24 protein-coding genes are annotated in these 26,312 nt (G+C 46.5%); 5 read left to right on the top strand and 19 right to left on the bottom strand.

What is annotated here, in order from left to right:
- Positions 1–93 precede the first annotated feature (93 nt).
- Positions 94–894, top strand: a complete 801-nt coding sequence (locus BM358_RS04435) for a Cof-type HAD-IIB family hydrolase (RefSeq protein WP_023987642.1) — start codon at positions 94–96, stop codon at positions 892–894.
- 138 nt (positions 895–1,032) lie between these two features.
- Here the strand turns inward: BM358_RS04435 and BM358_RS04440 are convergent, their stop codons facing one another.
- Complete coding sequence (locus BM358_RS04440; protein ID WP_013309297.1) at positions 1,033–1,944, bottom strand: DMT family transporter; 912 nt, start codon at positions 1,942–1,944, stop codon at positions 1,033–1,035.
- Between the two features lie 131 nt (positions 1,945–2,075).
- Between BM358_RS04440 and BM358_RS04445 the strand changes: the two genes are divergently transcribed.
- Entirely contained in the window at positions 2,076–3,569 is a 1,494-nt protein-coding gene (locus tag BM358_RS04445; RefSeq protein ID WP_028543018.1) for an aminotransferase-like domain-containing protein, read from the top strand.
- Between the two features lie 14 nt (positions 3,570–3,583).
- Here the strand turns inward: BM358_RS04445 and BM358_RS04450 are convergent, their stop codons facing one another.
- Entirely contained in the window at positions 3,584–4,354 is a 771-nt protein-coding gene (locus tag BM358_RS04450; protein WP_028543019.1) for an MBL fold metallo-hydrolase, read from the bottom strand.
- Between the two features lie 165 nt (positions 4,355–4,519).
- Positions 4,520–5,581: a sulfate/molybdate ABC transporter ATP-binding protein gene (locus BM358_RS04455; RefSeq protein WP_023987638.1), complete on the bottom strand. Its 1,062-nt coding sequence runs from the start codon at positions 5,579–5,581 to the stop codon at positions 4,520–4,522.
- 220 nt (positions 5,582–5,801) lie between these two features.
- Here BM358_RS04455 and BM358_RS04460 point away from each other — a divergent pair, with 220 nt between their 5' ends.
- Positions 5,802–6,203 carry a secondary thiamine-phosphate synthase enzyme YjbQ gene (locus BM358_RS04460; RefSeq protein WP_023987637.1) on the top strand — a complete coding sequence of 134 codons (402 nt, stop codon included), beginning with the start codon at positions 5,802–5,804 and terminating at the stop codon, positions 6,201–6,203.
- A gap of 173 nt (positions 6,204–6,376) precedes the next feature.
- On the opposite strand, the gene BM358_RS04465 is transcribed toward BM358_RS04460, so the two are convergent.
- The 3 genes from BM358_RS04465 to BM358_RS04475 all read right to left on the bottom strand — a co-directional run bounded on the left by BM358_RS04465 (position 6,377) and on the right by BM358_RS04475 (position 9,100).
- A complete protein-coding gene (locus BM358_RS04465; RefSeq protein WP_023987636.1) occupies positions 6,377–6,958 on the bottom strand; it encodes a TetR/AcrR family transcriptional regulator in 582 nt (193 codons plus the stop codon).
- A gap of 5 nt (positions 6,959–6,963) precedes the next feature.
- A complete protein-coding gene (locus BM358_RS04470) occupies positions 6,964–7,596 on the bottom strand; it encodes a YigZ family protein (RefSeq protein WP_023987635.1) in 633 nt (210 codons plus the stop codon).
- A 148-nt stretch (positions 7,597–7,744) separates the two neighbouring features.
- Positions 7,745–9,100 carry a glucose-6-phosphate isomerase gene (locus BM358_RS04475; RefSeq protein ID WP_013369975.1) on the bottom strand — a complete coding sequence of 452 codons (1,356 nt, stop codon included), beginning with the start codon at positions 9,098–9,100 and terminating at the stop codon, positions 7,745–7,747.
- Between the two features lie 251 nt (positions 9,101–9,351).
- On the opposite strand from BM358_RS04475, the gene BM358_RS04480 reads away from it, so the two are divergent.
- Positions 9,352–10,251 carry an NAD(P)-dependent oxidoreductase gene (locus tag BM358_RS04480; RefSeq protein WP_028543020.1) on the top strand — a complete coding sequence of 300 codons (900 nt, stop codon included), beginning with the start codon at positions 9,352–9,354 and terminating at the stop codon, positions 10,249–10,251.
- A gap of 108 nt (positions 10,252–10,359) precedes the next feature.
- On the opposite strand, the gene BM358_RS04485 is transcribed toward BM358_RS04480, so the two are convergent.
- The 4 genes from BM358_RS04485 to BM358_RS04500 form a co-directional block, all read right to left on the bottom strand.
- A complete protein-coding gene (locus BM358_RS04485) occupies positions 10,360–10,674 on the bottom strand; it encodes a pyrimidine/purine nucleoside phosphorylase (RefSeq protein WP_023987633.1) in 315 nt (104 codons plus the stop codon).
- Positions 10,675–10,889: 215 nt separating this feature from the next.
- The gene (tkt, locus tag BM358_RS04490) at positions 10,890–12,935 is read right to left on the bottom strand and encodes a transketolase (RefSeq protein ID WP_028543021.1); all 2,046 of its coding nucleotides are present in this window, start codon (positions 12,933–12,935) and stop codon (positions 10,890–10,892) included.
- A gap of 416 nt (positions 12,936–13,351) precedes the next feature.
- Entirely contained in the window at positions 13,352–14,251 is a 900-nt protein-coding gene (gene purU / locus BM358_RS04495; RefSeq protein ID WP_023987631.1) for a formyltetrahydrofolate deformylase, read from the bottom strand.
- A gap of 22 nt (positions 14,252–14,273) precedes the next feature.
- Complete coding sequence (locus tag BM358_RS04500) at positions 14,274–15,401, bottom strand: deoxyribonuclease IV (RefSeq protein WP_025722686.1); 1,128 nt, start codon at positions 15,399–15,401, stop codon at positions 14,274–14,276.
- A 297-nt stretch (positions 15,402–15,698) separates the two neighbouring features.
- Here BM358_RS04500 and BM358_RS04505 point away from each other — a divergent pair, with 297 nt between their 5' ends.
- Complete coding sequence (locus BM358_RS04505; RefSeq protein WP_028543022.1) at positions 15,699–16,613, top strand: TIGR01777 family oxidoreductase; 915 nt, start codon at positions 15,699–15,701, stop codon at positions 16,611–16,613.
- Positions 16,614–16,814: 201 nt separating this feature from the next.
- Here the strand turns inward: BM358_RS04505 and BM358_RS04510 are convergent, their stop codons facing one another.
- The 9 genes from BM358_RS04510 to BM358_RS04550 form a co-directional block, all read right to left on the bottom strand.
- The gene (locus tag BM358_RS04510) at positions 16,815–18,617 is read right to left on the bottom strand and encodes a DUF6382 domain-containing protein (RefSeq protein ID WP_028543023.1); all 1,803 of its coding nucleotides are present in this window, start codon (positions 18,615–18,617) and stop codon (positions 16,815–16,817) included.
- Between the two features lie 63 nt (positions 18,618–18,680).
- Positions 18,681–19,193, bottom strand: coding sequence for an A24 family peptidase (locus BM358_RS04515; RefSeq protein ID WP_028543024.1), 513 nt, complete (start codon positions 19,191–19,193; stop codon positions 18,681–18,683).
- A gap of 94 nt (positions 19,194–19,287) precedes the next feature.
- Positions 19,288–20,283 (bottom strand): TadE/TadG family type IV pilus assembly protein, encoded by a 996-nt coding sequence (locus BM358_RS04520; protein ID WP_028543025.1) that lies wholly within the window; start codon positions 20,281–20,283, stop codon positions 19,288–19,290.
- On the bottom strand, positions 20,252–22,468 hold the full coding sequence (locus tag BM358_RS04525) for a DUF5702 domain-containing protein (protein ID WP_028543026.1): 2,217 nt from the start codon (positions 22,466–22,468) through the stop codon (positions 20,252–20,254). The genes BM358_RS04520 and BM358_RS04525 overlap by 32 nt, the downstream gene beginning before the upstream one ends.
- A 40-nt stretch (positions 22,469–22,508) precedes the next feature.
- Complete coding sequence (locus BM358_RS04530; protein WP_028543027.1) at positions 22,509–23,177, bottom strand: TadE family protein; 669 nt, start codon at positions 23,175–23,177, stop codon at positions 22,509–22,511.
- Positions 23,177–23,368, bottom strand: a complete 192-nt coding sequence (locus tag BM358_RS04535) for a Flp1 family type IVb pilin (protein ID WP_023987623.1) — start codon at positions 23,366–23,368, stop codon at positions 23,177–23,179. Before BM358_RS04535 ends, BM358_RS04530 begins: the two co-directional genes overlap by 1 nt.
- A 13-nt stretch (positions 23,369–23,381) precedes the next feature.
- A complete protein-coding gene (locus BM358_RS04540) occupies positions 23,382–24,260 on the bottom strand; it encodes a type II secretion system F family protein (protein ID WP_028543028.1) in 879 nt (292 codons plus the stop codon).
- Positions 24,261–24,272: 12 nt separating this feature from the next.
- Entirely contained in the window at positions 24,273–25,064 is a 792-nt protein-coding gene (locus tag BM358_RS04545; RefSeq protein ID WP_028543029.1) for a type II secretion system F family protein, read from the bottom strand.
- Positions 25,061–26,308: a TadA family conjugal transfer-associated ATPase gene (locus BM358_RS04550; RefSeq protein ID WP_028543030.1), complete on the bottom strand. Its 1,248-nt coding sequence runs from the start codon at positions 26,306–26,308 to the stop codon at positions 25,061–25,063. Before BM358_RS04550 ends, BM358_RS04545 begins: the two co-directional genes overlap by 4 nt.
- Positions 26,309–26,312: the final 4 nt, after the last annotated feature.

The raw sequence follows: 26,312 nt of genomic DNA on the forward strand, positions 1-26,312 counted from the left end.
CGTCCCCTTTTCATTGCGATATTGTCATTTTGAATATTATAAGATACAATTTTAACATTGCCCCATGATAGAGATAAAGGAGAGAATACCGATATGTATAAATTAATTGCCATTGATATTGATGATACACTCATTAACGACCAGAAAGAAGTTACACCAGCGACACAACAGGCATTAGAAGCTGCTGTAGCGAAAGGTGTGGTGGTTACCCTCGCTACTGGACGAGCTTATGCCTCCGCACACAAAATTGCTCGACAAACTGGTTTGAACGTGCCAATCATTACGTACCAAGGAGCTTTGGTTAAAAACCTGCTGGACGAAAACGTGCTGTATGAGCGTTATGTTCCACTCGTGGCTGCACGTCGCCTGTATGAATTCTGCGTAGAACGCAATCTGCATCTGCAAACGTATATAGATGACAAATTGTACACACGTGAAGATAATCAGAAAATCAAAGATTACACAGAACTGAACAACACGGAATATTTTGTAGAGCCTGTATTCAGTAAAGTTATAGAGCAGCCGGCTCCTAAACTGCTGATCATCGACGAGCCGGAAGTGTTAGATGAATTAATTCCTGAACTTCGCGAACTGCTTGGCAATGAAGTTCACATTACAAAATCCAAGCCTCATTTTCTGGAAATTATGCATCATGAAGGCACCAAGGGCCATGCGCTTACCTTCCTTGCAAACCATTTTGGCTGTGAACTGTCGGAAACGATTGCTATCGGCGACTCTTGGAACGACCATGAAATGCTTGAATGTGCTGGTCTCGGCATAGCGATGGAGAATGCCATTCCTGATTTGAAAAAGCTGGCTGATTACATCACTCGTAGCAATAACGAAGACGGTGTTAAGCACGCCATCGACAAATTCGTACTCAATGTTGAATAAGCAAAAAGTGCCTGCTCCCATAATACTTAAATAAAGTAATACAACAACAAAGCCTCCAAACGTCGCATGATCAGTAACATACGACAGTTTGGAGGCCTTTTCTGTCAGATCATATAATAACCTGACCGCTATAAAATATCAGGCAGCAGAACGTACCTTGCGCCTGTTCACCAGACGGATAATTCCATTGTTCATAAGGATTAGTCCGGTCACAATGAGCAGCACCCCAGCCAGCATCCACCAGCTTACATGCTCTCCATACAACAACGCTCCCAAGCCCACCGCAATCGGCGGTGATATATACAGCCACGTCGTCGGAAACAGGGGATTTGTACGCTCCATGAGCCAGTAGAACAGTGTATGTGCAATCATTGAACCAAACAGGATCAGATAAAGTAAAGACCCCATGGCAGGAAGGTACTGCCACCCCTCAGAACTCCACGGTTCCGTGATCGCAGACAGTAACAGCAGCATCCATCCCCCATGGATCATTTGCGCCGCATTCAGGGCAATCGGGTTCGTTTCACGAAATACATCCATCACTCGCTTGGAATAAAGAGCTCCCCCGGAATAACACAGCTCCCCCAGCAAAATGACAAGGCATCCCGCCAGCCACAGACCACTGATCTGAACCGCCAATCCGGGCAGCACAACCAGTACCACACCAAGAAAGCTGATCATGCAGCCAACGACCGTAATCCGTGACGTTTTTTGCCGTAGCAGTACAGATTGCAAAATGACGATCATCATCGGCCCGGTAGCTGACAAAATAGCTCCGATCCCCGAGCTGACATATTGCTCTGCCCAATACAAGGCTGAAAATGTACCGAAGGTCGTTCCTGCTCCAATCAGCAACATTTCCTTACGCCATAATAACGACCATCGTACTTTTCCGGTCAGCTTCATAGCAATGAACAATATCGCCCCTGCCGCGAAAAAACGTACACCTGCCGATAGGAATGGTGGAAGTCCGGCTTCCACTCCCACTTTTATGGCCAAAAACGTTGTGCCAAAAATAAGACACATTACTGTAAACGCGATACCTATCATGATACGTCCCTCTCCCTTCAGTGCTTTTAAGCATACAGGGGGACGAACAGAACAGATGTATAACTACAGAACAGTTGTATATGTTTTTGAAGTGCTATATAGTACAATACACAGAAAGGAGCGTGGATAGCATGGGGAAGAACAACAGCGAACTACTCTTTCCAGCCGATCATGCCTTAAAGCTGTATGAGCAGGTTATCCATTATGTAACTGTGCGGATTGATCGCGGGGATTGGCAAACAGACATGAAGCTGCCGTCCGTACGAAGCTTGGCTCAGGAGCTGGGTGTACATCGGCTAACTGTTTTCCGGGCATATCAGGAGTTGAAGCAACGGGGACTGGTCTATGTAAAGGACAAATCAGGATATTACGTTCATGCTTCCCAAGCGACTGGGCATGCAAAATATGCTGGCTACTCGGGACATTCGTCCATTGACCTCACGATTCACTCCGAATCTGCCCATGCGGCAGATGATCCGTCAGTTTCAGCCTGGAGAGGAATGGATGGACTTAGCCGCGTTCAATCGGTAAATGCGAATTTCCAGTTTTCCAAAGCGCTGATTGACCCCTCGCTCCTGCCCAATCGATTTTGGGGAGAGCTGATGATACAGGTATTTGAAAAGCATCCGAAAGTAGCGGCCACCTATTCCGCTGTGCAAGGTGATGCCGAGCTTCGGGAGGCCATGGCGCAGCATTTTAGCGTGGATAAGCATTTTGCTTTATCACCGGATGAAGTGCTGATTACCTCCGGAGCACAGCAAGCCATTGATTTAATTGCCCGATCTCTGCTCCGTACAGGAGACCGTGTATTGATCGAACGCCCTGCCTATGGCCCCGCTATGGAAATATTCCGTAGACTAGGCGCACGTCTGACTATGACTGATATTCGACCAGAAGGTTATGATATGGACCAGATTGAGTGGTGCATGAAAACGGAAAAACCACGCCTCTTTTATATGAATCCAACATTCCACAACCCGACGGGCTTTACGGTCCCCGATGAGCAGCGCAAACGACTGCCTGAACTAGCCGAGCGCTATGGCTGCCTTATTGTTGAGGATGACAGCACCTATGACATTAGCTTTGGGCAAAAGCCCCCTTCTCCGATTTTCGCCTATGATGTTTCGGGAAGCGTCGTCTATATTCGAAGTTACAGTAAATATGTCGCACCCGGTCTACGAATCGCAGCCGTGACCTGCCGACCACAGCTCATGAACAGCCTGCTGAACGTCAAAGCGTTAGTGGATAATGGATCGCCACTGCTGAATCAAAAGCTGTTTTTAGAATACTTTCAATCTCCACGTATGCAGCAGCATATTAAAAAGCTATGTATCGCGCTCCAGATTCGTAAGGAAACGATGGAAGACAGTCTCCGCGATTCCGGTTGGACGTGGACCAGCCCGGCAGGGGGACTCAACCTGTGGCTCCAGCTGCCTTCTACGTTGAAACCTAATGAATTACTTGCCAAAAGTTTACAAGAGTCTGTATCCTTTGTCCCCGGCAATGTATTTGATCCCATCTGCGCAGAGGGTAAAACGCATATACGGCTGTCTTATTCATACGCCAACGAGCTACAAATCAAAGAAGGAATCTCCACACTTCTACGTATCAGTCAAACGATGTAAAGGTAAGGGCACCTTTATTCTAACGGCAAACTCATGCCGGTGTGTGCCAAGCTAATCCCTTCCAGAAGCCCATAGTTGCGTGTGACATCCACATCATGGGACATATGTGTAAACACTGTGCTTTCGGGTTTAAGCCTTCCTATAAGCTCCTGAGCCTCCAGCATGTCATATACGGAACGGGTGGCATACTCGGCCTCCTCATGATAAAAACTCGTTCCCAGGACGAGCAAATTCAGATTGTGCAAGGGCAGAATTTCCACCTCATTCAATCCAATCGAATCCGAACAGTAAGCCCACGAGAAGCCGTCCTTTTCCAGACGATAAGCGTAGGCATATCCGTTCTTCCCGTGATTCACACGCCATCCCCGGATATTCCATCCGCCAAGTTGGGCTCCCTGGTCTACTGGAATAAGATCCAAGTTTCCAGAGAGCCAGGAAAATTGACGCAAGATCGTGTCAATCACTTCCTGTGGCGCGTACAAGCGACCTCTGTTCCCAGTCCAGCGACAGGCATCTGCCCATTCTGGTAATCCTCCAATATGGTCAAAATGTGCATGTGTCACAAGGATCGTAGGGATATAACGCAGACCGCGCAATTCTAGCTGTCTGCGCCAGTCCGGGCCACAATCAATCATAAAGTCCTCCGTCTCGCTTTCGATCAGCACAGACGATCTCAATCTTACATTCGCCCCTGTCGTGCGAGCTTCTGTGCATACGAGACAATCACAATATACACGCGGAACCCCCATTGCATCCCCCGTGCCAAGAAAAATAAGCCGATTCATGGTTTAACTCCTATCTATCTGGGTCTTTTTACTACTATTATAACGAACAGACCGATTCTACGTAAATCATCTGCGTAAATCCTTCCAGCGTCCAACGCCAAAAGGAGCATGCCCAAAGCCGTGAAATCCGGCTAGACATCCCCTCATGCGTGATCGTATTTATTTTCAAATGATGATAGGCATTGGATCTTCCTTCAGGCGGTTTTCCACCATCCAGCTGGACTGGTCATTATAGAGATAGGCTCGATGCACCAACACTCGCACCTGCTGACCAGGTTCCAGCGTAGACTTCTCCAGTGAGCGGTATGTCATGAGACGATGATCCCCGACCTGTACTTCAACCATCCACTCACTTCCACGAAAATGCAAATGCTTCACTATGCCTTCCTCGGTCGCCGACAGAAGCGTAAATTCCTCGCTTGGCCCGACATCAATATACTCCGGACGGATCAAGGCACGTGTTCCCACTCCAGCAGCTTCTTCGAAGCCTCTAAGACTGCCTGCCTGTTCAATCACTGTAGATTCCCCAATAAAGGAAGCCACGAACGGGGTACCCGGTTTTTTATAAATATCCCAAGGCGTTCCTTTCTGCTCCAGTCGTCCCTGATTAATCACCATAATTTCATCCGCTACTTCAATCGCCTCATCCTGATCATGGGTGACAAAAATTGAAGTAATGCCCACCCGCTCAATCAACTCTCGCAGCCAGGTGCGCAGCTCCTGACGAATCTTGGCATCAATAGCCGCAAAAGGCTCATCCAGCAGCAACAGTTGAGGCTCTGGTGCCAAAGCACGCGCAAAAGCAACCCGCTGTCGTTGTCCACCTGACAACTGATGCGGATAACGATGCTCAAAACCTTTGAGCCCCGTTAGTTCGACCAACTCTGTGACCCGTTCCTTGATGCGGGTTTTGGAGCTTTTTTTCACTTTCAGGCCAAAGGCAATATTGTCGTAGACGCTCATGTGCTTGAACAAAGCATAGTTTTGAAATACAAATCCGATTCCACGTTCCTGCGGGGACAGCTCGTTTACCCTTTTTCCATGAAAATGAATTTCTCCTGCATCCGGTTGCTCCAGACCCGCCAATATGCGAAGAATGGAGGTTTTCCCCCCACCGCTTGGACCGAGTAAGCCAATAAGATGGCCCGCCTGAATATCAAAAGATACGTCCTTTACTGCATGAAAATTACCGAAATGCTTGTTTAATCCTCTTACTTCCACATGCATATCCGTACACTTCCTTTCCGCTTCTGGACCTGTTCAGGCACAGCAGCAGCCTTGCTTACCGCAAAGCACGTACCTCATTTCAAACATTTAATTATTCCAATGCATATACTTTGTTTTTTCTTATGTGATACTTTATCAAAGGAAAGTAATTTTCGTCAACTCTATATATTATCTTAGGAATTAAAAGGGTAAAGTATTAAGAAGAAAGGAGATGGAGTCATTGCTGCATACTTTAGAATTATCCACTACACGGCGAGATGAAATGCGCGATATTACACGAGAGGTTGCTTCATTGATCGAAAAAAGCGGGGTACAACAAGGAACCGCACTTGTTTATTGTCCACACACGACAGCCGGCATCGCCATTAATGAAAATGCAGACCCAGATGTCAAACATGATGTGATGTTAAGACTAGATGAAGTTTATCCGTGGGAGCATCCCCAATATCGCCATATGGAGGGAAATACAGCGTCCCACTTAAAATCCATTACGACAGGCCCCTCACAAACGATCATCATCCATGATGGAAAGCTGTTGCTCGGACGATGGCAGGGACTTTATTTTTGTGAATTCGACGGACCACGCAGACGCCAATACCATGTAAAGATCATGGAGGGCTAAAGGACCGGGTAAAAAAAACAGACCATGATGTTTTCCTGCTGGATGCATCATCGTCTGTTAAATCCTTAGTCGCTTTCGCAAAGTACCGTAATGATAAGTCACCGTCATGAAGTGCATACACCCAGAAAAGCGCCCTACATGTTCATGGCTGAAGCGTGTGAATGCAGGTACGCTCATAGGTGTCTGCACAGCAGCTTTACATGTGCTAAAGCAGCGGGCCTAATTTCTTCAAATGTTAAACCGTCCTGAATATAAAAGGATACAAAGCCATGCATGGATAAAAACAGGCTTTTCGGTACCCTTGAGCAATCTTCCTCCGAGTGCCCCTGACCACTCAATTCTTGACGGATCATAGACGCAAATAGTTCCACACAACGGTTTTGCTCTGTGCGACAGTATGCAAATAGTTCTTCATCGTGCATCATAAACATAATTTCGTACTGATATGGATTTTCCAAACCAAAACGGATAAATTCCAGCATCAAGTACTCCAGTCTGCTCAAGCCATCATCAGACGTACCTGTTGCTGCTTGCAGTAGAATCCCACGCAATGTATTAAAATCTTCAATCACAATGGCATAGAACAGTTCAGCCTTCTCTTTAAAATGATAATATAACGAACCATGACTGTAACCCAGATGCTGGCCAATGCTGCGCATTGAAATCGCACGGTAGCCCTTGGTAATAAACAAGTGCCTGGCCGCTTCCAGAATCCGCCCTCTTGACAACTCCTGTTCTACTGCTCTTCTAGCCATATTATTTATTCCCCTTCAATAAAGTAAAGCTGCTCTCCCTCCGACACAAGCGATTGCCCCTGCGTCAAGTCTGTTATCCAGTTGCTGAAGGATTCCGCATCACCAGCCAGCGGCAGACAGGTTAAGGTAACTTTATCCGTAAACATTGTTTCTCCAGTGCGGATGCTGCGATTGCGTAATTCATTTTCCACTTTGCCCAACCAGGTATAATCCAATTCTACAAAAACTTCGCGATGCAGCACACGCGTAATTGCATCCCCTGCCTCGATTGCTGCAACAGCACCATCTGAATATGCGCGAATCAGACCGCCTGCTCCCAGCAAAATCCCACCAAAGTAACGGGTAACAACAATAGCGACATTTTTCAGCTTCTGGTTGCGGATCACCTCCAAAATAGGCTTTCCAGCCGTACCACTCGGTTCTCCGTCATCCGATTGCTTTTGGATTTCGTCTCTTTCCCCAATCATGTAAGCAGAACAATTATGGGTAGCGTTCCAATGCTCTTTTTTGATACGTTCTATGAAAGCAGTTGCTTCTTCCTCAGTTTGAACAGGCTGAATATGACCGATAAAACGGGATTTTCGGATCACAATTTCCTTGTTTCCGGCACCGCGTACGGTTCGGTATTGTTCCAACATACACGTATAACCTTCCTTACTTCATTTTACAAGAAAGCAGTCCCCCGCTTCTGGCAGCTGGTGAACTGCTTTCCTGTACTTTAATTGATGCTATACACTATAACACTTCTGACCGAAATCCTGTTTCGCATCAGAGATTACAGCACTCTTATTCAGACAATCTCGCTTCAAGCTCAGCTTTTTCTTTTTCGAAGCCTGGTTTGCCGAGCAGCGCAAACATGTTCTTCTTGTAAGCTTCTACGCCCGGTTGATCGAACGGATTTACGCCCAACAGGTAGCCGCTGATGCCGCAAGCTTTTTCGAAGAAATAAGCAAGATAGCCGAAAGAGTAAGGGCTCAAGTCAGGAATATTTACAATCAGGTTCGGTACTTGTCCGTCTGTGTGAGCCAGCAATGTACCTTGGAATGCTTTTTTGTTTACAAAATCCACAGTTTTGCCTGCCAGGAAATTCAGTCCGTCCAGATCATCCTCATCTGCTTCGATGGTGATGTGACTAGGTACATTTTCAACTTGGATTACCGTTTCGAAAATGTTGCGGCTGCCTTCCTGAATGAATTGTCCCATGGAGTGCAGGTCTGTCGAGAAATCAACAGAAGCAGGATAAATGCCTTTGTAATCCTTGCCTTCGCTTTCTCCGTACAACTGTTTCCACCACTCGGATACAAAATGAAGAGACGGCTCGTAGTTTACGAGAATTTCAATTGCTTTACCTTTGCGGTACAAAGCGTTACGAACGGCTGCATATTGATAAGCCTCGTTCTCAGCTACATTCGGGTTGCTGTACTCTTTGGAAGCGTCTGCCGCCCCCTGCATCATTTCCTCGATGTTAATGCCTGCAGTAGCAATCGGCAACAAGCCTACTGCTGTCAGCACGGAATAACGACCACCCACATCATCAGGAATAATGAAGGATTCGTAGCCTTCCTCGTTAGCCAGTTTTTTCAAAGCACCACGTTCTTTATCCGTCGTTGCATAAATACGCTTGCGTGCTTCTTCTTTACCGTATTTTTTCTCCAGAGCTGCACGGAATACGCGGAATGCGATAGCTGGCTCTGTTGTCGTACCTGATTTAGAAATGACGTTCACTGAGAAGTCTTTTCCTTCAATCAGTTCCAACAGATGATTTACATATGTAGAGCTGATGTTGTTGCCTGCAAAATAGATAGCTGGACCCTTGCGTTGATCTTTAGGCAGCGCATTGTAGAAAGAATGCGACAGCATTTCGATCGCAGCACGTGCTCCAAGGTAAGAACCGCCGATACCGATTACGATCAGTACTTCGGAATCGCTTTGAATTTTAGCAGCAGCCTTTTGGATGCGCGCAAACTCTTCTTTATCATAATTAGTAGGCAGGTCAATCCAACCCAAGAAATCGGAACCTACACCGGTTTGGTTGTGCAGTTGCTCATGAGCCAACTTGATAGGCTCTGCAAAATAATCAATTTCGTGCTGACCTACAAAGGAGAGTGCTTTAGTGTAATCAAAAATAACTTTTTTAGACATGTTTGGAACCTCCTGTTTGGTATTACTAAGACCATGAATACGAACATAAGGACTTAGGAATAGGATACTTTAATTTGCTGGGCCTGACAAGCTTGCGTTACCTGTGTATCCTGTGCTTGACAGCCCTTCTTGTAGATAGGGTAGCATGCCCATGCTACAATTAACTGAGATCAACCTGTTTCAATATTCAATTCAAGCCGAACTCGCAATCTGCATCGGACGGCAACTTCCAACAAGAAAGGTGATTAGCAATGAAAAACATCGGATTTATCGGACTGGGCACCATGGGCGCCCCGATGGCATCCAATCTGCTAAAGCAGGGATTCGGAGTCACAGTTTATAATCGTACCGCTTCGCGCTGCGAACCACTGGCAGAGCAAGGCGCACGTACAGCTTCAACTCCTCGTGAAGCAGCTGAAGGTCAGCACTTGGTCATTACCATGGTCAGCGATGATCACTCCATTCGTGACATCTATTACGGCGAAGACGGCGTGTTTGCCGGTCTTACGGCTGGCATGACTGTGATGGACAACAGCACGATTTCACCTGAGCTGGTCAAACAACTAGCCGCCGAAGCGGACAAGCTGGGCTGTTCCTTCATTGATGCACCCGTAACAGGCAGTAAGCCCGCCGCTGTAGACGGCACACTCGTGTTCATGGTTGGCGGTGATGCAGAAGCCATTGCGGCACAATCAGATGTTTTTGATACGTTGGGCAAAAAGGTACTTCATATGGGACCTAATGGCAGCGGAGCCGTAGCCAAGCTCGCTCATAATACGATGGTTGGTATTCATAACCTCGCTCTGGCTGAAGGCTTTGCTATCGCGGCTAAATCCGGTATCCCGGCAGACAGCTTCCTTGAATTGGTACAACTCGGATCGGCAGGCAGCAAGGCCGCTGACCTGAAAGGGCGCAAAATCATTGAACATGATTTTAGCAACCAGTTCTCACTTGCCTTGATGCTTAAGGACTTGAAGCTTGCTTCCTCACTAACAGACAGCCTGTCCATCCCTGCACCTATGTTATCCATTGCCAAAAGCCTGTTTCAAGCCGGGCAAACGCAAGGCTACGGCGACGAGGATCTATCCGCTGTCGTGAAGACATACGAAGCATGGATTGGCCGCACCATTGGTGGTCAACCTCTCGAATAAGCTGTACCTTTCTTTGTAACCATACGGCTGTGCTTGTGTACATATGGCATAGCTTTAGGGTAAGCACACTTGGCTTGAAAGCTGAGTGTGCTTACCCGTTTTGGCTTATTATTCGGGATAAGAACAACAATAATCAGTTACACTTCGTACTTCCAGCTTAAATGATGACTTTGCAGGTACGTGAAAGGTTGCCGCCCCTTGTATTTCCAGCCATTCTTCAGTACCTGGAAGCAACACTCTCAAATCCCCTGCCAAAATCTCCATGATCTCACGGGAATCCGTGCCGAACTCATACGTTCCTGGCAGCATAATACCCAGTGTAACCTTACTGCCGTCACCCAGGATGACTGTACGGCTTGTAACCTGACCATCGTAATAAACGTTTGCTTTTTTAACTACGCTTACTCCATCAAACTGTGTCATTCGTTATCCCCTCATCTGCTCTCAATGGTTGAATGAATATTTGTGCATCATAACATAGATTTGATTCCAGCTTCAGTATGAAAATACACACTGTATCACCGTATGCTATACACTGGAATTCAATAGTGATTTTTTTGCAAAACATCAACTGTATGAAACAAACAGCCGTAAGCCTTTCTCAGGTTACGACTGTCTGTTTTAGATGCTCCAGTGTTTTATTTCAACAAAGCTTTCACACGGCTAACAACATTCTCTACCGTAAAGCCGTATTCCTTAATCACGCGGTCGCCAGGTGCGGATGCGCCGAATGTGCTGATACCGAGAATGTCGCCTTGGTCGCCAACATATTTTTCCCAGCCCAGTGGATACGCCATTTCTACAGCCAAACGAGCTTTCACTTCTGGCAGCAGAACGGAATCTTTGTATGCTTTGTCTTGTTTTTCGAACAGATCCCAGCTTGGGAAGCTGATAACACGTACTTGAATACCTTGTTCTGCCAGTGCTTCCTGAGCTTTAACAGCCAATTGTACTTCGGAGCCCGTAGCCAGAATTTGAGCAACCGGTTTGCCGTCTGCTGCATCTGCAACCACATAAGCACCGCGTTTGATACCTTCGCGTGCATGCTCAGCACTAGCAGCCAGGATTGGCAGGTTTTGACGAGTCAATACCAGAGCAACCGGGTTTTTCTTGTTTTCCAGCGTGTAAGCCCAAGCAGCAGAAGTTTCGTTACCGTCCGCCGGACGAATTACTGTCAGGTTCGGGATAATACGCAGGGAAGCCAATTGTTCGATCGGCTCATGAGTCGGACCATCTTCACCCACAGCAATACTGTCGTGAGTCAAAACGTAGGTTACAGGCAATCCCATCAGAGCTGCCAGACGAACGGCTGGACGCAGATAGTCTGTAAATACGAAGAATGTACCGCCGAATACTTTTACACCTTGGTGCAACGCCATACCGTTCATCGCAGCAGCCATACCAAATTCGCGGATACCGAAATAGATGTTACGGCCGGCGTAGTCTTCTGGCGTAAAGTTCGTCAGGTTGTTCAAATGTGTCATCGTGGAGCTCTCCAGATCGGCAGATCCGCCTGTCAGGAAAGGTACGTTTGGAGCCAATCCGTTCAGAGCATTACCAGATGCTACACGAGTCGAAACGGCTTTGTCTCCAGTCGTGTATTTCGGAAGATCACGATCCCATCCTTCTGGAAGATCGCCGTTTACAGCTGTTTCGAACTGCGCTGCCAAATCAGGGTGAGCAGCTTTGTATTTCGCGAACTGTTCATCCCATGCTTTGTTCGCCGCGATACCGCGCTCTTTTACTTTAGCAAATTGCTCGCGAACCTCTTGTGGTACGTGGAAGTCCTCTTCGTATACCCATTTGTAGAAATCTTTAGTCAGCTTGGCTTCTTCTGATCCCAGCGGGGAACCATGAGTACCACCGTGTCCGCCTTTACCTTGTTTGTTCGGGCTTCCGTAGCCGATGACTGTTTTCACTTCAATCAGCGTAGGGCGTGTCGAGTCGCCTTGCGCTTCTTCAATGGCTTTTTGGATGGCTGGAAGGTCGTTACCATCTTCTACGCGCAGTACTTGCCAGTTGTAAGCTTCAAAGCGTTTGGCAACACTTTCGGAAGAGGACAGGTTAAGCTTGCCGTCCAGTGTAATATCATTGGAATCAAACAATACAATCAGCTTACCCAGTTGTAAGCGACCAGCCAGCGAAGCAGCCTCGTGGGAAATACCTTCCATCAGATCGCCATCGCCGCAGATCGCATATGTGAAGTGATCTACAACTTTAAATTCGTCTTTATTATATGTTGCACCCAGTTGAGCTTCAGCCATTGCCATACCTACGGACATTGCGAGACCTTGTCCCAGAGGTCCAGTTGTAGCATCTACACCAGCAGTGTGCCCAAACTCAGGGTGTCCCGGTGTAAGGCTGCCCCATTGACGGAATTGTTTCAGTTCTTCCATAGGAAGATCATAGCCGCTCAGGTGCAGAAGGCTGTATAGCAACATGGAACCGTGTCCTGCGGACAATACAAAACGGTCACGGTTAACCCATGTAGGTTGATCGGGATTATGATTCATCGTTTTAGCAAAAAGTTGGTATCCCATTGGCGCGGAGCCCATCGGCATCCCAGGATGTCCCGAGTTTGCTTTCTCGATGGCGTCAATTGCCAACGTACGAATAGTTGTGATGGACAAATTGTCGATCGTGGAGTTTTCATCCTTTTGAATCGCTTGGTTCTGGTCAGTCATGGTTTGCCTCCTCATATTGTATAAAGTATGTCAATTGCATTCGGTCATACTCTCCAACATCACCGTCCGATATAGAAACGATGTCTATTGAAGTGAGTGAATCTGCTTGAATGTTTCAATATGACTTATACATTCTTAAGTATTGTACCATCTGCCGTGAAAGTTTGCCAGATCGTTTATAAAGATGATTGTGGAAATGTAGTACCGAGTCCTCATATAAATATACCCGTAATGTATTAACCTCATTTAAAAAATTATAAAATCACAAAAAAATATTATGTACTGACTGTTTATTAAGGCGAGTAACTCACATGAGGATTTTGCAAAATCCTAACATAAAAAAACAAAGCCCGTTATACAGCGGGCTTTGTTCAACAAAAAATATATACTCACAAATTTTTTCTAAAATTTTAAGATTAGTTAAAAACGACCGTTTTGTTCTCATGAACCAGAATACGATCCTCTGCATGCCACTTCACGGCTCTTGCCAAAACGACCCGCTCTATGGTGCGACCGATCCGTTTTAGCTCATTTACATCATCTCCGTGGCTTACACGCTGCACGTCCTGCTCAATGATCGGGCCGCCGTCCAATTCTTCAGTTACATAATGCGCAGTAGCACCAATAATTTTCACACCGCGATTATAGGCTTGGGCATATGGCTTCCCACCCACGAATGCCGGCAGAAAGGAATGATGGATATTGATAATCCGGTTGCGATAATGCTCAATAAACTTGGGAGAAATAATCTGCATGTAACGGGCTAAAATGATAACGTCAATGTCTTCGCCAATGACCTCTAGTTGGCGGCGCTCCGCCTCCGGTTTGGTATCGGCTGTTACCGGAATATGGTGATACGGGATGCCAAATGATTCCACATACTCCTTCATATCCGGATGATTACTAACCACCAATGAAATATCCGCGTCCAGATCCCCTGCCTGCCATTGCCACAGCAGTTCTACCAAACAGTGATCTTCTTTAGAAACGAAAATAGCCAGTTTTTTCTTGCGGCTAACCGCAGAAATCGTCCACTCCATACGGAATTGCTCAGCAACAGCGGCAAAATCCTGCTCCAACTGTGGCTGGGTTGCACTCAAATTCGGCAGATCAAATTCAATCCGCATAAAAAACATACCGCCGGACGGGTCCATTGTATATTGATCAGATTGAACGATATTGGCCCCATGCTCGTACAAAAAACGGGACACGGCCGCTACAATACCTGGTCCGTCTGGACAAGATACAAGCATACGCGCGCGATTTTCATGGGCTGATAGAGTGCTATTTGGCTGATGTTTTACGTGAATTTCCATGTGGCTATTAATCCCCCTTAGCTTATACCGTCACTGGCAAATGACTGCCGGCAAACCAGGCAATCAACCGTTGATTAATGTGTTCTTCACTCAAATCTGGAAATAGTGCTGCTTCCGTTATCATGTCATACAGACGCTCCAACGGCTCACGTGGATCGGCTTTTCTTGCTTTGGCATCATTTTTTAGCAGAGCCCAGGTGTCCAGCACAAATTTACGGACATCCACATCCTGTTTTTTGAAAAACGAATGCAATTGCTCTACCTGACCCAAAAACTCATCCCCAAAGCGTTCCTTTACATTTCCGCGAAGCAGGGCAATTTCAACCTCATACATCGGACGCTGAGTTTTGGCTTCCTTGCCAATCCATGGCGTCTCCAAAATAAACGGACGTCCTTGAAGTGCTTCATGATGCACCACATTATGAATAGTCTGATAGCCAATCCAGCCTGATCCGATCGGAGTATGTCGGTCTTTATGAGCGCCAACTGGATTTTTACTATCATTGATGTGAACAACTGCGATGCGATTCAAGCCGACAATACGGTCGAATTGCTCCAATACACCGTCCAGATCATTTACGATATCATAACCCGCATCGTGAATGTGACAGGTGTCCATACAAACCGTAAGACGCTCGTTATGCTCTACTTTATCTATAATGGAGGCAATCTCCTCAAAGCTACGACCCATTTCCGTTCCTTTGCCTGCCATCGTTTCAAGCGCAATGTTAACATCTGTCTCCTTCACGCCGTTTAGTACCTCGTTCAAACCATCAGCAATACGCCCGATTCCGTATTCTGCATCCTTATCGGTAAAAGCGCCTGGATGCAGCACGATATTTTTCACACCAATCGCGTGTGTGCGTCGAATTTCCTCCTGAAGAAAGCTGACCGCAAGCTCATAGGTATTTTCTTTGTAAGAGCCAAGGTTGATGATATACGGGGCATGCACCACGATATCTTCCATTCCCTTCTCAGCCATTAACTGCTTGCCTTCCTCCAAATACATGGACTCCATCGGCTTACGACGCGTGTTTTGCGGTGCTCCCGTGTATATCATAAAGGAGCTGGACCCGTAAGAAGACGCTTCTTTTGTAGCGCTGAGCAGACCTTTGTCCGAGAAGGACACATGAGAACCAATTTTCAGCATGATCCTGATTCATCCCCTTATCCTGTTATGCTTGTCTTATTTTAATTTAATCATTTTAACGTGATTATTGAAATCAAACAACATAGCTTTTATGGCAGCTTTCTTAAATGACTCTATTAAGGGAACACGTAGATAAAGTACACATCAGAATTTATGTTAGTCAAACGAGGGTAAATAAAATCATGGATTGACATCCTTAATCGTATAAAGGTACATTCATATGAAGTTTTTTTCTCAAAAAGGGTTATATTCTATAACAGATGTATTTTTTTGTGAATCGGAAGGAGAGCTGGCTCCATGAACATCATCGTATGTGGAGGAACTGGATTGGTGGGGAGTGCACTGGTCAAAAGCCTGCTAGACGACGGATACACCGTGAAAGTCGTTACCCGCAAGCCACTGGTAGGACACGAAGCGAGCCCCCGCTTGCAATATATGAGTTGGAACGAATTAAAACAAAAGCCTGAAGTACTGGAAGGCACAGATGCGGTCGTTAATTTAGCAGGCGAAACGCTGAATCAGCGCTGGACGGATAAGTCCAAACAAAGAATTCTTCAATCACGACTGCTATCTGTTGCCCGTTTGGCTCAAGCATTGAATGCTCTACAAAAAAAACCGAAAGTTATCATTCAGGCTTCGGCTGTTGCCGCCTATGGTGCATCCCTGACCGAAACATTCGATGAAACGAGCCCGCGTCGTTCGGAAGATTTTTTGTCTCAGGTGGTTGAGCAATGGGAGGAAGCCGCTAATGCCTACCCTTCTGATGCCCGTTTAATTAAGTTACGCATTAGCCTTGTGCTGGACAGAAAAAAAGGGGCATTCCCACTCATGAAGATACCTTATAGCTTCGGATTCGGCGGCAAAATAGGCAGCGGTCATCAATGGATGAGCTGGATTCATATTGAGGATATCGTTCGTCTGATCACGTACTGCATCCATACGACGGAAATCGTCGGGGCAGTGAATGCTTCATCACCACATCCCTTGACGAACGACCAGTTTGGGAGGACAGTAGCTATGGTATACCACCGTCCGCATTGGTTTCCCGTTCCAGGCATTCTCGTTCAAAAACTGCTCGGTGAGATGAGCACCCTTGTCTTGGATGGCCAAAAAGTACTCCCGCACAAAGCGCTGGAGCACGGATTTAAGTTTAACTATCCTTCACTTAAGGACGCTCTAGAGGAACTCCATTCTTCCCAAAAACAGCATTGAATTCAAAAAGAGGAACTCCAGGCTGGTAGGTAGTGTCACTACCAGCTTAGGGTTCATTTTTTAAGTCAGACACAATCTATCGAGCAGACTGCAAGTTTTTAAGATGCCTCATTTTATTATTATTAATAGTCCACTATTCATAAAGAAGGAAGCCCTAAATCTAACAGGCCTCTTCTTGACATCTATCCATATAACCTTCATTTATGATGCATTGGAGGATTTAGAAGAGTCCAACCGATAAGTATAAGAGACTCCAGCGATTTTAAAAGTGTCTCCCTCATTCAGGATGTACTCCTTATAAGGCACCATAGGCTCTCCATTCAGAGCAGTTCCGTTCGTCGAGGATAAATCCTTAACAATGTGGCTATGTTCTCCTGTAACTATGCAAAGCTCAATATGAGAACGGGAAGCTCCATCCGTATGCTCCACAAACTGGACCAATTGCGGATCTCTCCCGATGATAAAGCTGCCTGCAACGAATTGGTCTGGCTGCAACCGGATGCGCTCGGTCCCTCCACTACCTAGTGGCTTGCGTTCCAGGCAAGCAATCGGTGATTGCTGAACAGGTGAAATCTGTATCTCTTGATCTGGACGAAGCAGCATCGTTTCCTGCTTAGATGCAGCATTTAGCAGCTCCGTTACCCCGGAGAGAGACTTATAATAAGCCTCACTGGTATCACTGGCTTCCAATTCATTTCCCCGTCCCGCACCTTTCCACGATGGCTCGTGTAGGTCATAGTTTGCTGAAGTGTTCTCCCTATCTTCGGTAACTCGGTTTCCCGCGCTTTTAGATTCTGAGTTTGGAAAAGTCCATCTCCAGCTCTCCTGCCCTTGATCACTCGAATCGGAAGATTGCTTGTCTTGATGATGACGTCCCGCTACAAATCCGGTCAGCTTATCTACCTGATAACGATCATTTTTCCGCTGTGCTGAGGAAGAAGTAGTTCCTAACCATTCCGAATCCAATACAGGTACTGAATCGCTGTACATATGAGATGAAGCTCGATTGCGCTCCCATTTCCCCGTCCAGCTTATATAAGCAACAGCGGCAAGTACCAAGGTCAGCACCACGGAAATGATCAACGGTACCGTCTCTGGATGATCCAGATAAATATAACGCCACACGATGGCCGAAGCGAGCAGACATCCGAGAGTAATGTAGGTTTTATATTTTTGCAATCCAGGCTCCACATCTTCTACTTCGTTTTCTGTTACAAGCTCAGAATTCTCCTCTGGTTTCACGGACGGTTTGAGCCGATTGATCCGTTTAAGCTCCTGAATCTCCTGCAGAGTCTCCCGATGCTCTTGCCCGTATGTTCCGCCACGATCAGTATAGTTCCCCTGTGAGGTATGAGCAGATATGATAGGGTCGGCTGATGAAAAAGCTCGCCCTTCCATACTTTCTCCCTTCACGCTAGCACTCTCTGTACCAGCCTTCATTCCTTGCAATAGCAGTTCCTTTAGCAATCCCAATTCAAATTCATTTCTATCACACAGATCGAGTATGCGTTGTATATATTCTCCCTGAAGGTGGGCCACACGAGTCATTAAACGAATAACCATCTGCTTAAATTGACTGCCTGTTTGCCCTGCATACTGTAAACTGCGTAAAGGAACATAGGTTAAACTGGCGGTTTCCCTTGTACCTGAACCACTTAGAAAAATATAATCCTCGTGCAAAATAAACTGGCGGATATCTAACATATATTGCGGGCTGCGATGGAGGGCATCTGCCACTTCAAAAAGAATCCGGTAGAAATCAGAAGTCGACACGCTCCCACCTTTCCATAACTGGGAAAGCATGCGTTGCCCCGAAATATCGTAATGTAACTCTATCTGAAAATCGACTTCCTTTATTCTAAGTTCCAGCAGACCGGGAATCCGATTACCAGTCATCATGCCGGTCTGTACGGAATTTAAATCATCGGTCTTGAGCCCGTCTTCCTTGTTCAGAATCATAAATGTCCCGCCGTTCCGGGCAAAATCCCTGCTTAAACCAAACAATTCATGACCTCCTTAACAATTTCCTATCTCCGTGAGGTAGCATGATCTCCCCCAGCGGACATGTCATGGCAAGAAGTAAAGATAAGCACTGATCGCTCCCGGAATGACTGCCGTCATAAAAGGAAACCTGAGGTGCGCTTCATTTCCACCGGTCAGCGCTTTGCCGCTGCGAAATAGAAAAAATCCTCCTAAATTAAAAGCCACGCGCCGCAGTCTCATGATGGTTTCCCTCTTCCACAGCAAAATTCCTATGCCAATAATACCTGCAAAAAAAATCGAATATAAAGCTGACTGCCATGCAAAAGCGGCACCTGTCCATGCTCCAATCAAGCCGAACAGCTTTACATCTCCTGCACCAACAGCTCCCATCCAGTACAAAATCAGCATGAACCCAAATCCGGTACCCAGTCCAGCAACAGCAAATAAAAAACCGTGCCACCCTCCAAACAGAGTATTGAACACCAAGCCTACCACTATGCCGGGCAATGTAAGCTTATTAGGGATTTTCATGCTACGTAAATCCGTAACTAACGCGATCGCGAGCAGAACTCCGCATACAATATACATCCACGTCAATGCGATCTTCCCCCTTTATAAAATAGAACTAGCAGACTACCAAATCACTTTCCATCGTAGGTATTCCTGTCCGTCTATGTCGAGTCGATTCTATCTATCCATCAGCTGGCTTTTCCACGGTAAACGGAACTTCTATACGTTGACCGTCCTCTGTTTCAATCACAAAGCTCCATTGACCGGGTGTTGTGTTCGTTCCCACAAACCAGTTCCATTCAATAATCCCGTCCGCATTGGCAGAGGTCCAGCCCAAATGCTGGGCCGTGCTTTGGCCCGACTTATAAAGTACAGAAAGATTAGCATTCGTCCCAGGCTCAACCTTGGCCTTGATCAAATTGTACACACCCTTCACAGCAGGTTCAGGCTTAACGAGCAACTGTATGGAATGCTGCGCATCCTTATCCGCTGTTGCCTCTCCTGTACCTGTCCCCTCCCCTGTGTTCCCAATCCAGAGACGTTCCTCTGCCGCCGCTTGAAGCACAATGCTGCGATACAAAAAGGGGACCTTCATCGGCAGTTCATACGATAGCTCTACTCTAAAATAAGGGTCCTTAGTTCCTGTAAGAGCAGGTACATGTACACTCGTTATATGAATACGGTCATACTCCAGAATGCTTTCCTCCATAAAAGGCTTTAGCATCGGCTTCAGAACAGGATCGAGTGCAGCTTCCGTAAATCGCCCCCGCAGCTCCTCCATCGGCTTTTGACCGCCCTGAACAGCGCTTTCTACCCAATCACCAATTGGAGGTGGCAACTGGGCAGCGAATTGGCTTGCATATTCACTCACAGATAACTTGGGCAATTCATCCAGCGGTTCACGGACTGCATCTATTTTCGCGGACGCCGCCTCCACGGCTAGAGAAACTGGGTAAATTTTAGTCGAAACCTGCTTAACCGCTTCTGAAGCGGTGTTCTGCAAGGCTGTGGATACCAGCGTCATCTGAACCATATAAATGAGAAAAATAATAAAAAACAGAAACATTGGCAACACCAGTGACGCTTCTAAAACAATACTTCCTTGTTCACATTGCTTCTGCCCACAAACTTTCCGTAAACACCGATTAATAGGAAAAATGCGCTGTTTTCGTGACATAGTACACACTTCCCTTAATACTCTCGCCTTCTTTTGAGGCGGTTCCGAGCATCTTCATTACCCCAGGTAGAAACCACAGCCTCATCCCATTCTTGACCTCACCCGTTGCATACGTTTGCCGCTCAGCAGGATTGACATCTGTATTCAGGCGGATCAGAGCAAGCATACGGGACATTTTTCGTTCATTATTGCTATGGAGCATCAGGAACAATCGCAAATGATCCTTGTATGTCATTCGAAATTTCAGAAAATCAGACAATGGCACGTCTCCCTTTTGTGCCAGCATAATCATATCTTCTACCGCTTTTTCTACTCCATATAACAAAGCTGCCGCCAAAACGACCAGCGGATTACCTTTTGAGCTGTTTTTAACCAATCCCTCCATTGTTCGAATGGCAAGTCTCATAGCAAAAATTTCTCCATAGGCGGATGCCAGATTACCCGTCGGATTATGGAAGCCATACAGGATATACTCAACTTCCTGATTATTCACCTCCAGCTGATCTCCCAAAATCTGTGCAGCATTTCCCACATTTCCACCCGATCCGGCCAAACTGCCAAAACGGCTAAAATCCACATGATGGAAGTAAGAAAGTGCGTATTCATTCTGGTAAAACTCGTCTCCCAGTTGAGTCAGTAAATTGGATGCCGACCCGTATAGACCATCCATACTATCCATGGAAGCTCCCGCAGCATCATAGGTGTCATAGGGCAAATCAGCGGAAACAGATGGACTGGATGTAGACTGGTTAAACGAAATACTTTCATTGTAATACCGCTCCAGATTTTGGAATTGTTCTGCACTTTGTTTACCTTTGGAAAGAACCTCAATGATCCGATAGGCTTGTTTGAGCTTGTTTTTCGCCTCTTTTTCCATTTTCTTGCGTTCTTTGTCCGGTCCACGTCGCGTATCCATCATTTTGACTTCACCGTCGAGTACATTGGCAGGTCCCGCCCAAGCATACGCATTCAAGTATTTATCTATCTCTTTGAGCGTTGATGCGACTTCTTGCTTGAGCATGTCTGCATTCAAAAATGGATCTGTATAAAAAGATAAGGTACGCATCATGCTCGTTATTCTATTGTTAGCAGTATTTATAGAAGTCCGTTGCTTTTCGATTTCTGCTTCCCATTGCTCAAATTCCTTGTCTGAAATCAACAAATCCTCTGCTTTTTGCCGTGCGCTTCCTACCGACGGATCTGCGTTGGAGCCTGCTCCGCTGGGAGTAGGGGCTGCTGAAACCTCATCGTAGCCTGCATTGGCCGCCCTCTGCTTATATTGGGCAATGACTTTGCGCATCTCTTCATTAATCTGTCGGGCCTCATTTAACGGTTCCTTGGCTTCCAGAAGCAGCTTATCATGTTCTTCTCCAGCCTGAACCATGATCTGACGCAGGCGATCAAGCGCTGCCCTCGCTCTACGTGCATATTTTTCCATCTGCATGATTTTAACATCGTCCACACTCTTCTTATTGTCTTCATATACATGTACGTAATGCTTATATTGAGCGGCAATATCGGCTACAACCTCAAGCGGGTCCCATATATACTGATTGGGCATATAGGTGCCCCTCTGTTTAATAACCCGCTTGCGAACCTCTTCCATATAAGCTCCTGCCTTACGCTGCTTCTCCAGCATGTCATCCAGTTTGGCCTCTCGTCTGTCGTACAGCTTTTGCAACCTTTTCAGCAAATCTACCGTATGAGAAGCCTCTTTCATATTTTGAGAGAGCGGCTTAAGCTTTTCGAGCACTTCAAACGTAAAATCGACAGGTGCTTTATACTTCATCTCTTCACGGATCTGCTCGTTAAATATGGCATATTTACCAAGCTCCCTTTCCATTTGCAGGGAACTAGAATCCAGCTTCATATTCATAAGCGGTAGCGTTTCTGTGCGTGCCGTACGCCGCGCGCTGTCATTCAGCACTTTGACCATAATTTGTTCTCCGCCGCCTTCGCCATAAGCAAACAAACCGTACTCCTGTTGTAATGTCGGATCATAAGCAGACATCACTGAACGAACCGCCGCATGGGTCAGCCGTTCGGTCTGCACATGCAATGCAGCAATTCTCGCGTAATCAATAAATACAGCAATAAAACCGAACATGACCGCCAAAATCAGAATTAAAAAGACCGTGACAGCACCTGATTCCCCGTCCTTTGTGTTGTGTCTCTTACCAAACACCCGCTTCCTCCTTTCCAGTTACATTCCCGTTACTTACTTCTCACTGACCGTTTTGACCATATTGCATCAGTACTTTCCCTACAACTGCCGAATCTACCTTTTCACCTGATCCTCTGCCCATAAACTTCGCACCATAATAACGGACCAACTCCACCGTACGAATCCATTCCACAGGTTCGACCACACCAGAGCTCATTTCCCCTTGCAAATCTGTCTGATCTAAAAACTGATTCAACAAAGGTACCCTCACTATCTTATTTAACTTTGTGGTCACCTTACGGTGAATCATACTGTTCTCATATGTCATCTGCCCCTGCATGCCCGCAGGCATTCTATTTTCTGCATTGGACAGCTTCTGAGCAGGTAACGAGCCTCCCCCATTGCCGCCCGGAACCTGTACACTTTCCTGATTGTTGGCTCCGGTCCAGCCAAACAGGGCTCCCAGCATAATATCATCCTTCAGGCGCCAATAGAGAGAATCCCGTTGCCCTTGTGTAAATGCTCCCGTACGTGGGTCCTTGAAGCTGTTATCCCAACTGTAAGCGGCCCTTTCCGAAGCAGTAGCAGCGACCTGCACCAATATAGATTTTTGATATATGTACAGGCAAAAAAATAACATCACAAAAATGACCAGCAGTAGAATGGGAAAGACGAGGGAAGCTTCCAAGGAGAAGCTCCCGTCCTCTTTTTGTGCTAATTTACGCAGCATTATGAATCCATAAAATCGTTACTTTTTTTATCCGCCTTTTTCAAAAGCCCTTCTACAATTTTCTTGATCTGATCCTTAAAAATAATTGCCACCGCAATCAGAATGGCAATGATCAGGATCATTTCTAACGTACCCAGACCATCCTCATCCTTGTACAACTTACGAATACTGCCTGTTACTAATATCATCATCGTTGTATTCCTCCTACATATTCATCATCATTAAAGCCGGAGCGCCCACCAGCACAATTACCGTTAGCAAAATCAGCGCCATCGGGAATACTAGCTTAGATGAAGCCTGCTCCCCTCTTGTGCGGCTAATTGAAGTCCGCTTGCCCCATAACGTCTGGGATAACTCACGTAAAGCCATCACGAAATCGCTCCCGCCGCGCCTCATATTCAACAAAACTGTCGTCGTAAATACTGTCATTTCCTGAATACCACAACGTTTGCTCAGGTGCTCAAATGCCTGTTGAAAGGAATAGCCGCTTTCCCATTCCGCCACCGTCTGCCTCAGTTCTCGATACAACGGATGTTCCGTATCCGCCCCTTTACGTTCCACGCAATGTAGCAATGCCCGTTGTACCGTCTCACCTGCACCTACTAAAAGCATCATTTTACTCAACAGTTCAGGCAATTCCATTAAAATTTGCTGATCCCGCTTCTGTACTTTCCCATGCAAATCCTTGATCAGCGCGATGGGTACCAGAATACCAAGTCCCAATCCGAGCACCAGCCCGGTCGCATCCCCGCCCAGCATAAGCGATATTAAAGCTCCACCAGCAGCCATTATATATCCGTAACCCAACATTTCTGTCAGAAAAAGCATCGTTTTTTCTCCGCTGTTGCGCATACCATACAGCTTCTGCACCGAACGCTGGAGCTTGAACATCAGCAAAGGCAGCCTGTGAGTAGCACGTGAAGCATGAATCATGTGTACAAATGGGACTGAAAGTCTTTGCAGCCGCAGTCCCTCCAGCTTCATATGGCGAAAATGCGCATACTTAGCACCATGCATCTGGTTCAGCACCACCCAGCCTCCCACTTGCAGAACCAGCATGACCAGACAAACCAACATCACCATACCCATCTCTCCTTACACTTCAATCTTCATAATGTGGTTGATCCACACAAGACACCCACCAAGCACCAATAAACAAAAGGTTGATAAAATCATACCTGTACCGCTGTATAAGGGCATCATGTAATCACTCGCTGTCATCGTCATAAACAATACAAACAAAAAAGGCGCTGCAAACATAACCCTCGATTCAAAACGTTTCTGCGCAATCATTACACCGATCTCCTGCTGAATTTCCAACTTCTCACCAATGACACTTGAAGCTCGTCGTACGACTTCCACCAGATCACCTCCGGTTCGCTTGCAAGCCGCAAATACGTCCGCAAAATTCGTAATATCCTCCATCTGCGCCCGACGGGCCAAATCCTGCAAAGCAGCCTCTACAGGCTGTCCGATTTCGAGACAGGCGGTAATAATGTTAAATTCAAAAATCAGGTCGTGATCTCCATCCGGGCTAAGCAATCTCAAATCCTCTACAGCCTCACGAAAACCATTCTCCACCGACCTTCCCGCTGAAAGAGAAGACGAGAGCGAATATAACGCCTGCTTGAATTGGATGCTTAGAGCAGACCTGCGTCGTTGCAGCAAAAATTGCCTAAAATAACGAGGCGTCACCACAGCCCCGGCAGCGCACAGCAACGATAATATCCATTGGTGATAAAATAGAAAGCCGATCATCGCAAACAGCACGCCACTAAAGAATATGCACAGACTTTTTTGTACTGTCGATAATGTATACACCGTATAATCTGGCAGAGAAGGGACCTCATGTGATACTTGCTTGGCAGTCGTTTTTCCTGGCTTCACGCTGATACTCCTCCCCTGTGCCAGCTTTCCGGATTGATCCCGGCCATTTGCAGCTTCAAAGTATGTTGCAGACCCTCGCCACAACGTTCCAGACCTCCTACGATTCGCCCGTTACTTTCTCCTCGTTCCTGAAAACGATAAAGGGGATTAAGCGTCACCTCACCATTTTCAAAACCAATCACTTCGCTAATTTCCAGTACTCGTCTGGATTTGTCGCGCATCCGTGACAGATGAACGAATATATCAATGGCCGAGCTGATCTGCTGCCGTACTACTCCAAGCGGAAGCTCTGCCCCTCCGAGCACCATCGTTTCCAGCCGGCTGACCATATCGCGGATATTATTCGCATGCCCAGTTGACAACGATCCATCGTGTCCTGTATTCATCGCTTGCAGCATATCCAATGCCTCACTTCCCCGGACCTCACCCACCACAATGCGGTTGGGCCGCATACGCAGGGAGGAACGAATCAGATCACGAATTGTGATTTCTCCCTTCCCCTCGGTGTTCGCATTCCGTGTTTCCATGGAAACTAGATTAGGGACCGTCACAATTTGCAGCTCTGCTGAGTCTTCAATGGTAATAATCCGTTCAGACGACGGGATAAACTGGGATAATGCATTCAGAAAAGTTGTTTTACCAGACCCCGTTCCTCCGCTTATAAAAATGTTGTACTTGCTACGTACCAAGTCCTTGAGCATAGCAGCGGTTTCTGCATCAAGCGCACCCATTTGTATCAAGTCATCCATCGTCATAGGACGCTCGGGAAACTTCCGTATTGTCATCGTCGGACCCTTGAGAGCAACTGGAGGCAACACAATATTTACGCGTGACCCATCCTTTAACCGGGCATCCACAATGGGGGAAGCCTCATTCACAATTCGGTTCACCCCGGCTACAATCGTCTGGATTAAATCCTCCAGCCGCTCGCGGGACTCAAATTGATCAGGTACCTGCATCACTTCACCAGCCCGTTCCACAAAAATTTCCCGGTGACTGTTAATCATAATTTCCGTAACGGTCGGGTCATCAATCAATGGCTGGAGTACATCCAGCCCACGGAAAGAGTTAAAAATCTTGCGGACGAGTGCATGCTTCTCACGGGAAGTTAAGCCCACCAGCTCTACATCGTGTAAAATTCGATTTTCAATATGCCGTACCAGATCTGCATCCTTTACCGAAGACGTTACGTCCAGCCCGTTTCGGATATCTGCTCGCAATGCCTTAAACCATTCCTCATTCATGTTC

Origin of the sequence: Paenibacillus sp. cl130 (genome assembly GCF_900116035.1) — a bacterium.
Classification (GTDB): domain Bacteria; phylum Bacillota; class Bacilli; order Paenibacillales; family Paenibacillaceae; genus Paenibacillus; species Paenibacillus polymyxa_B.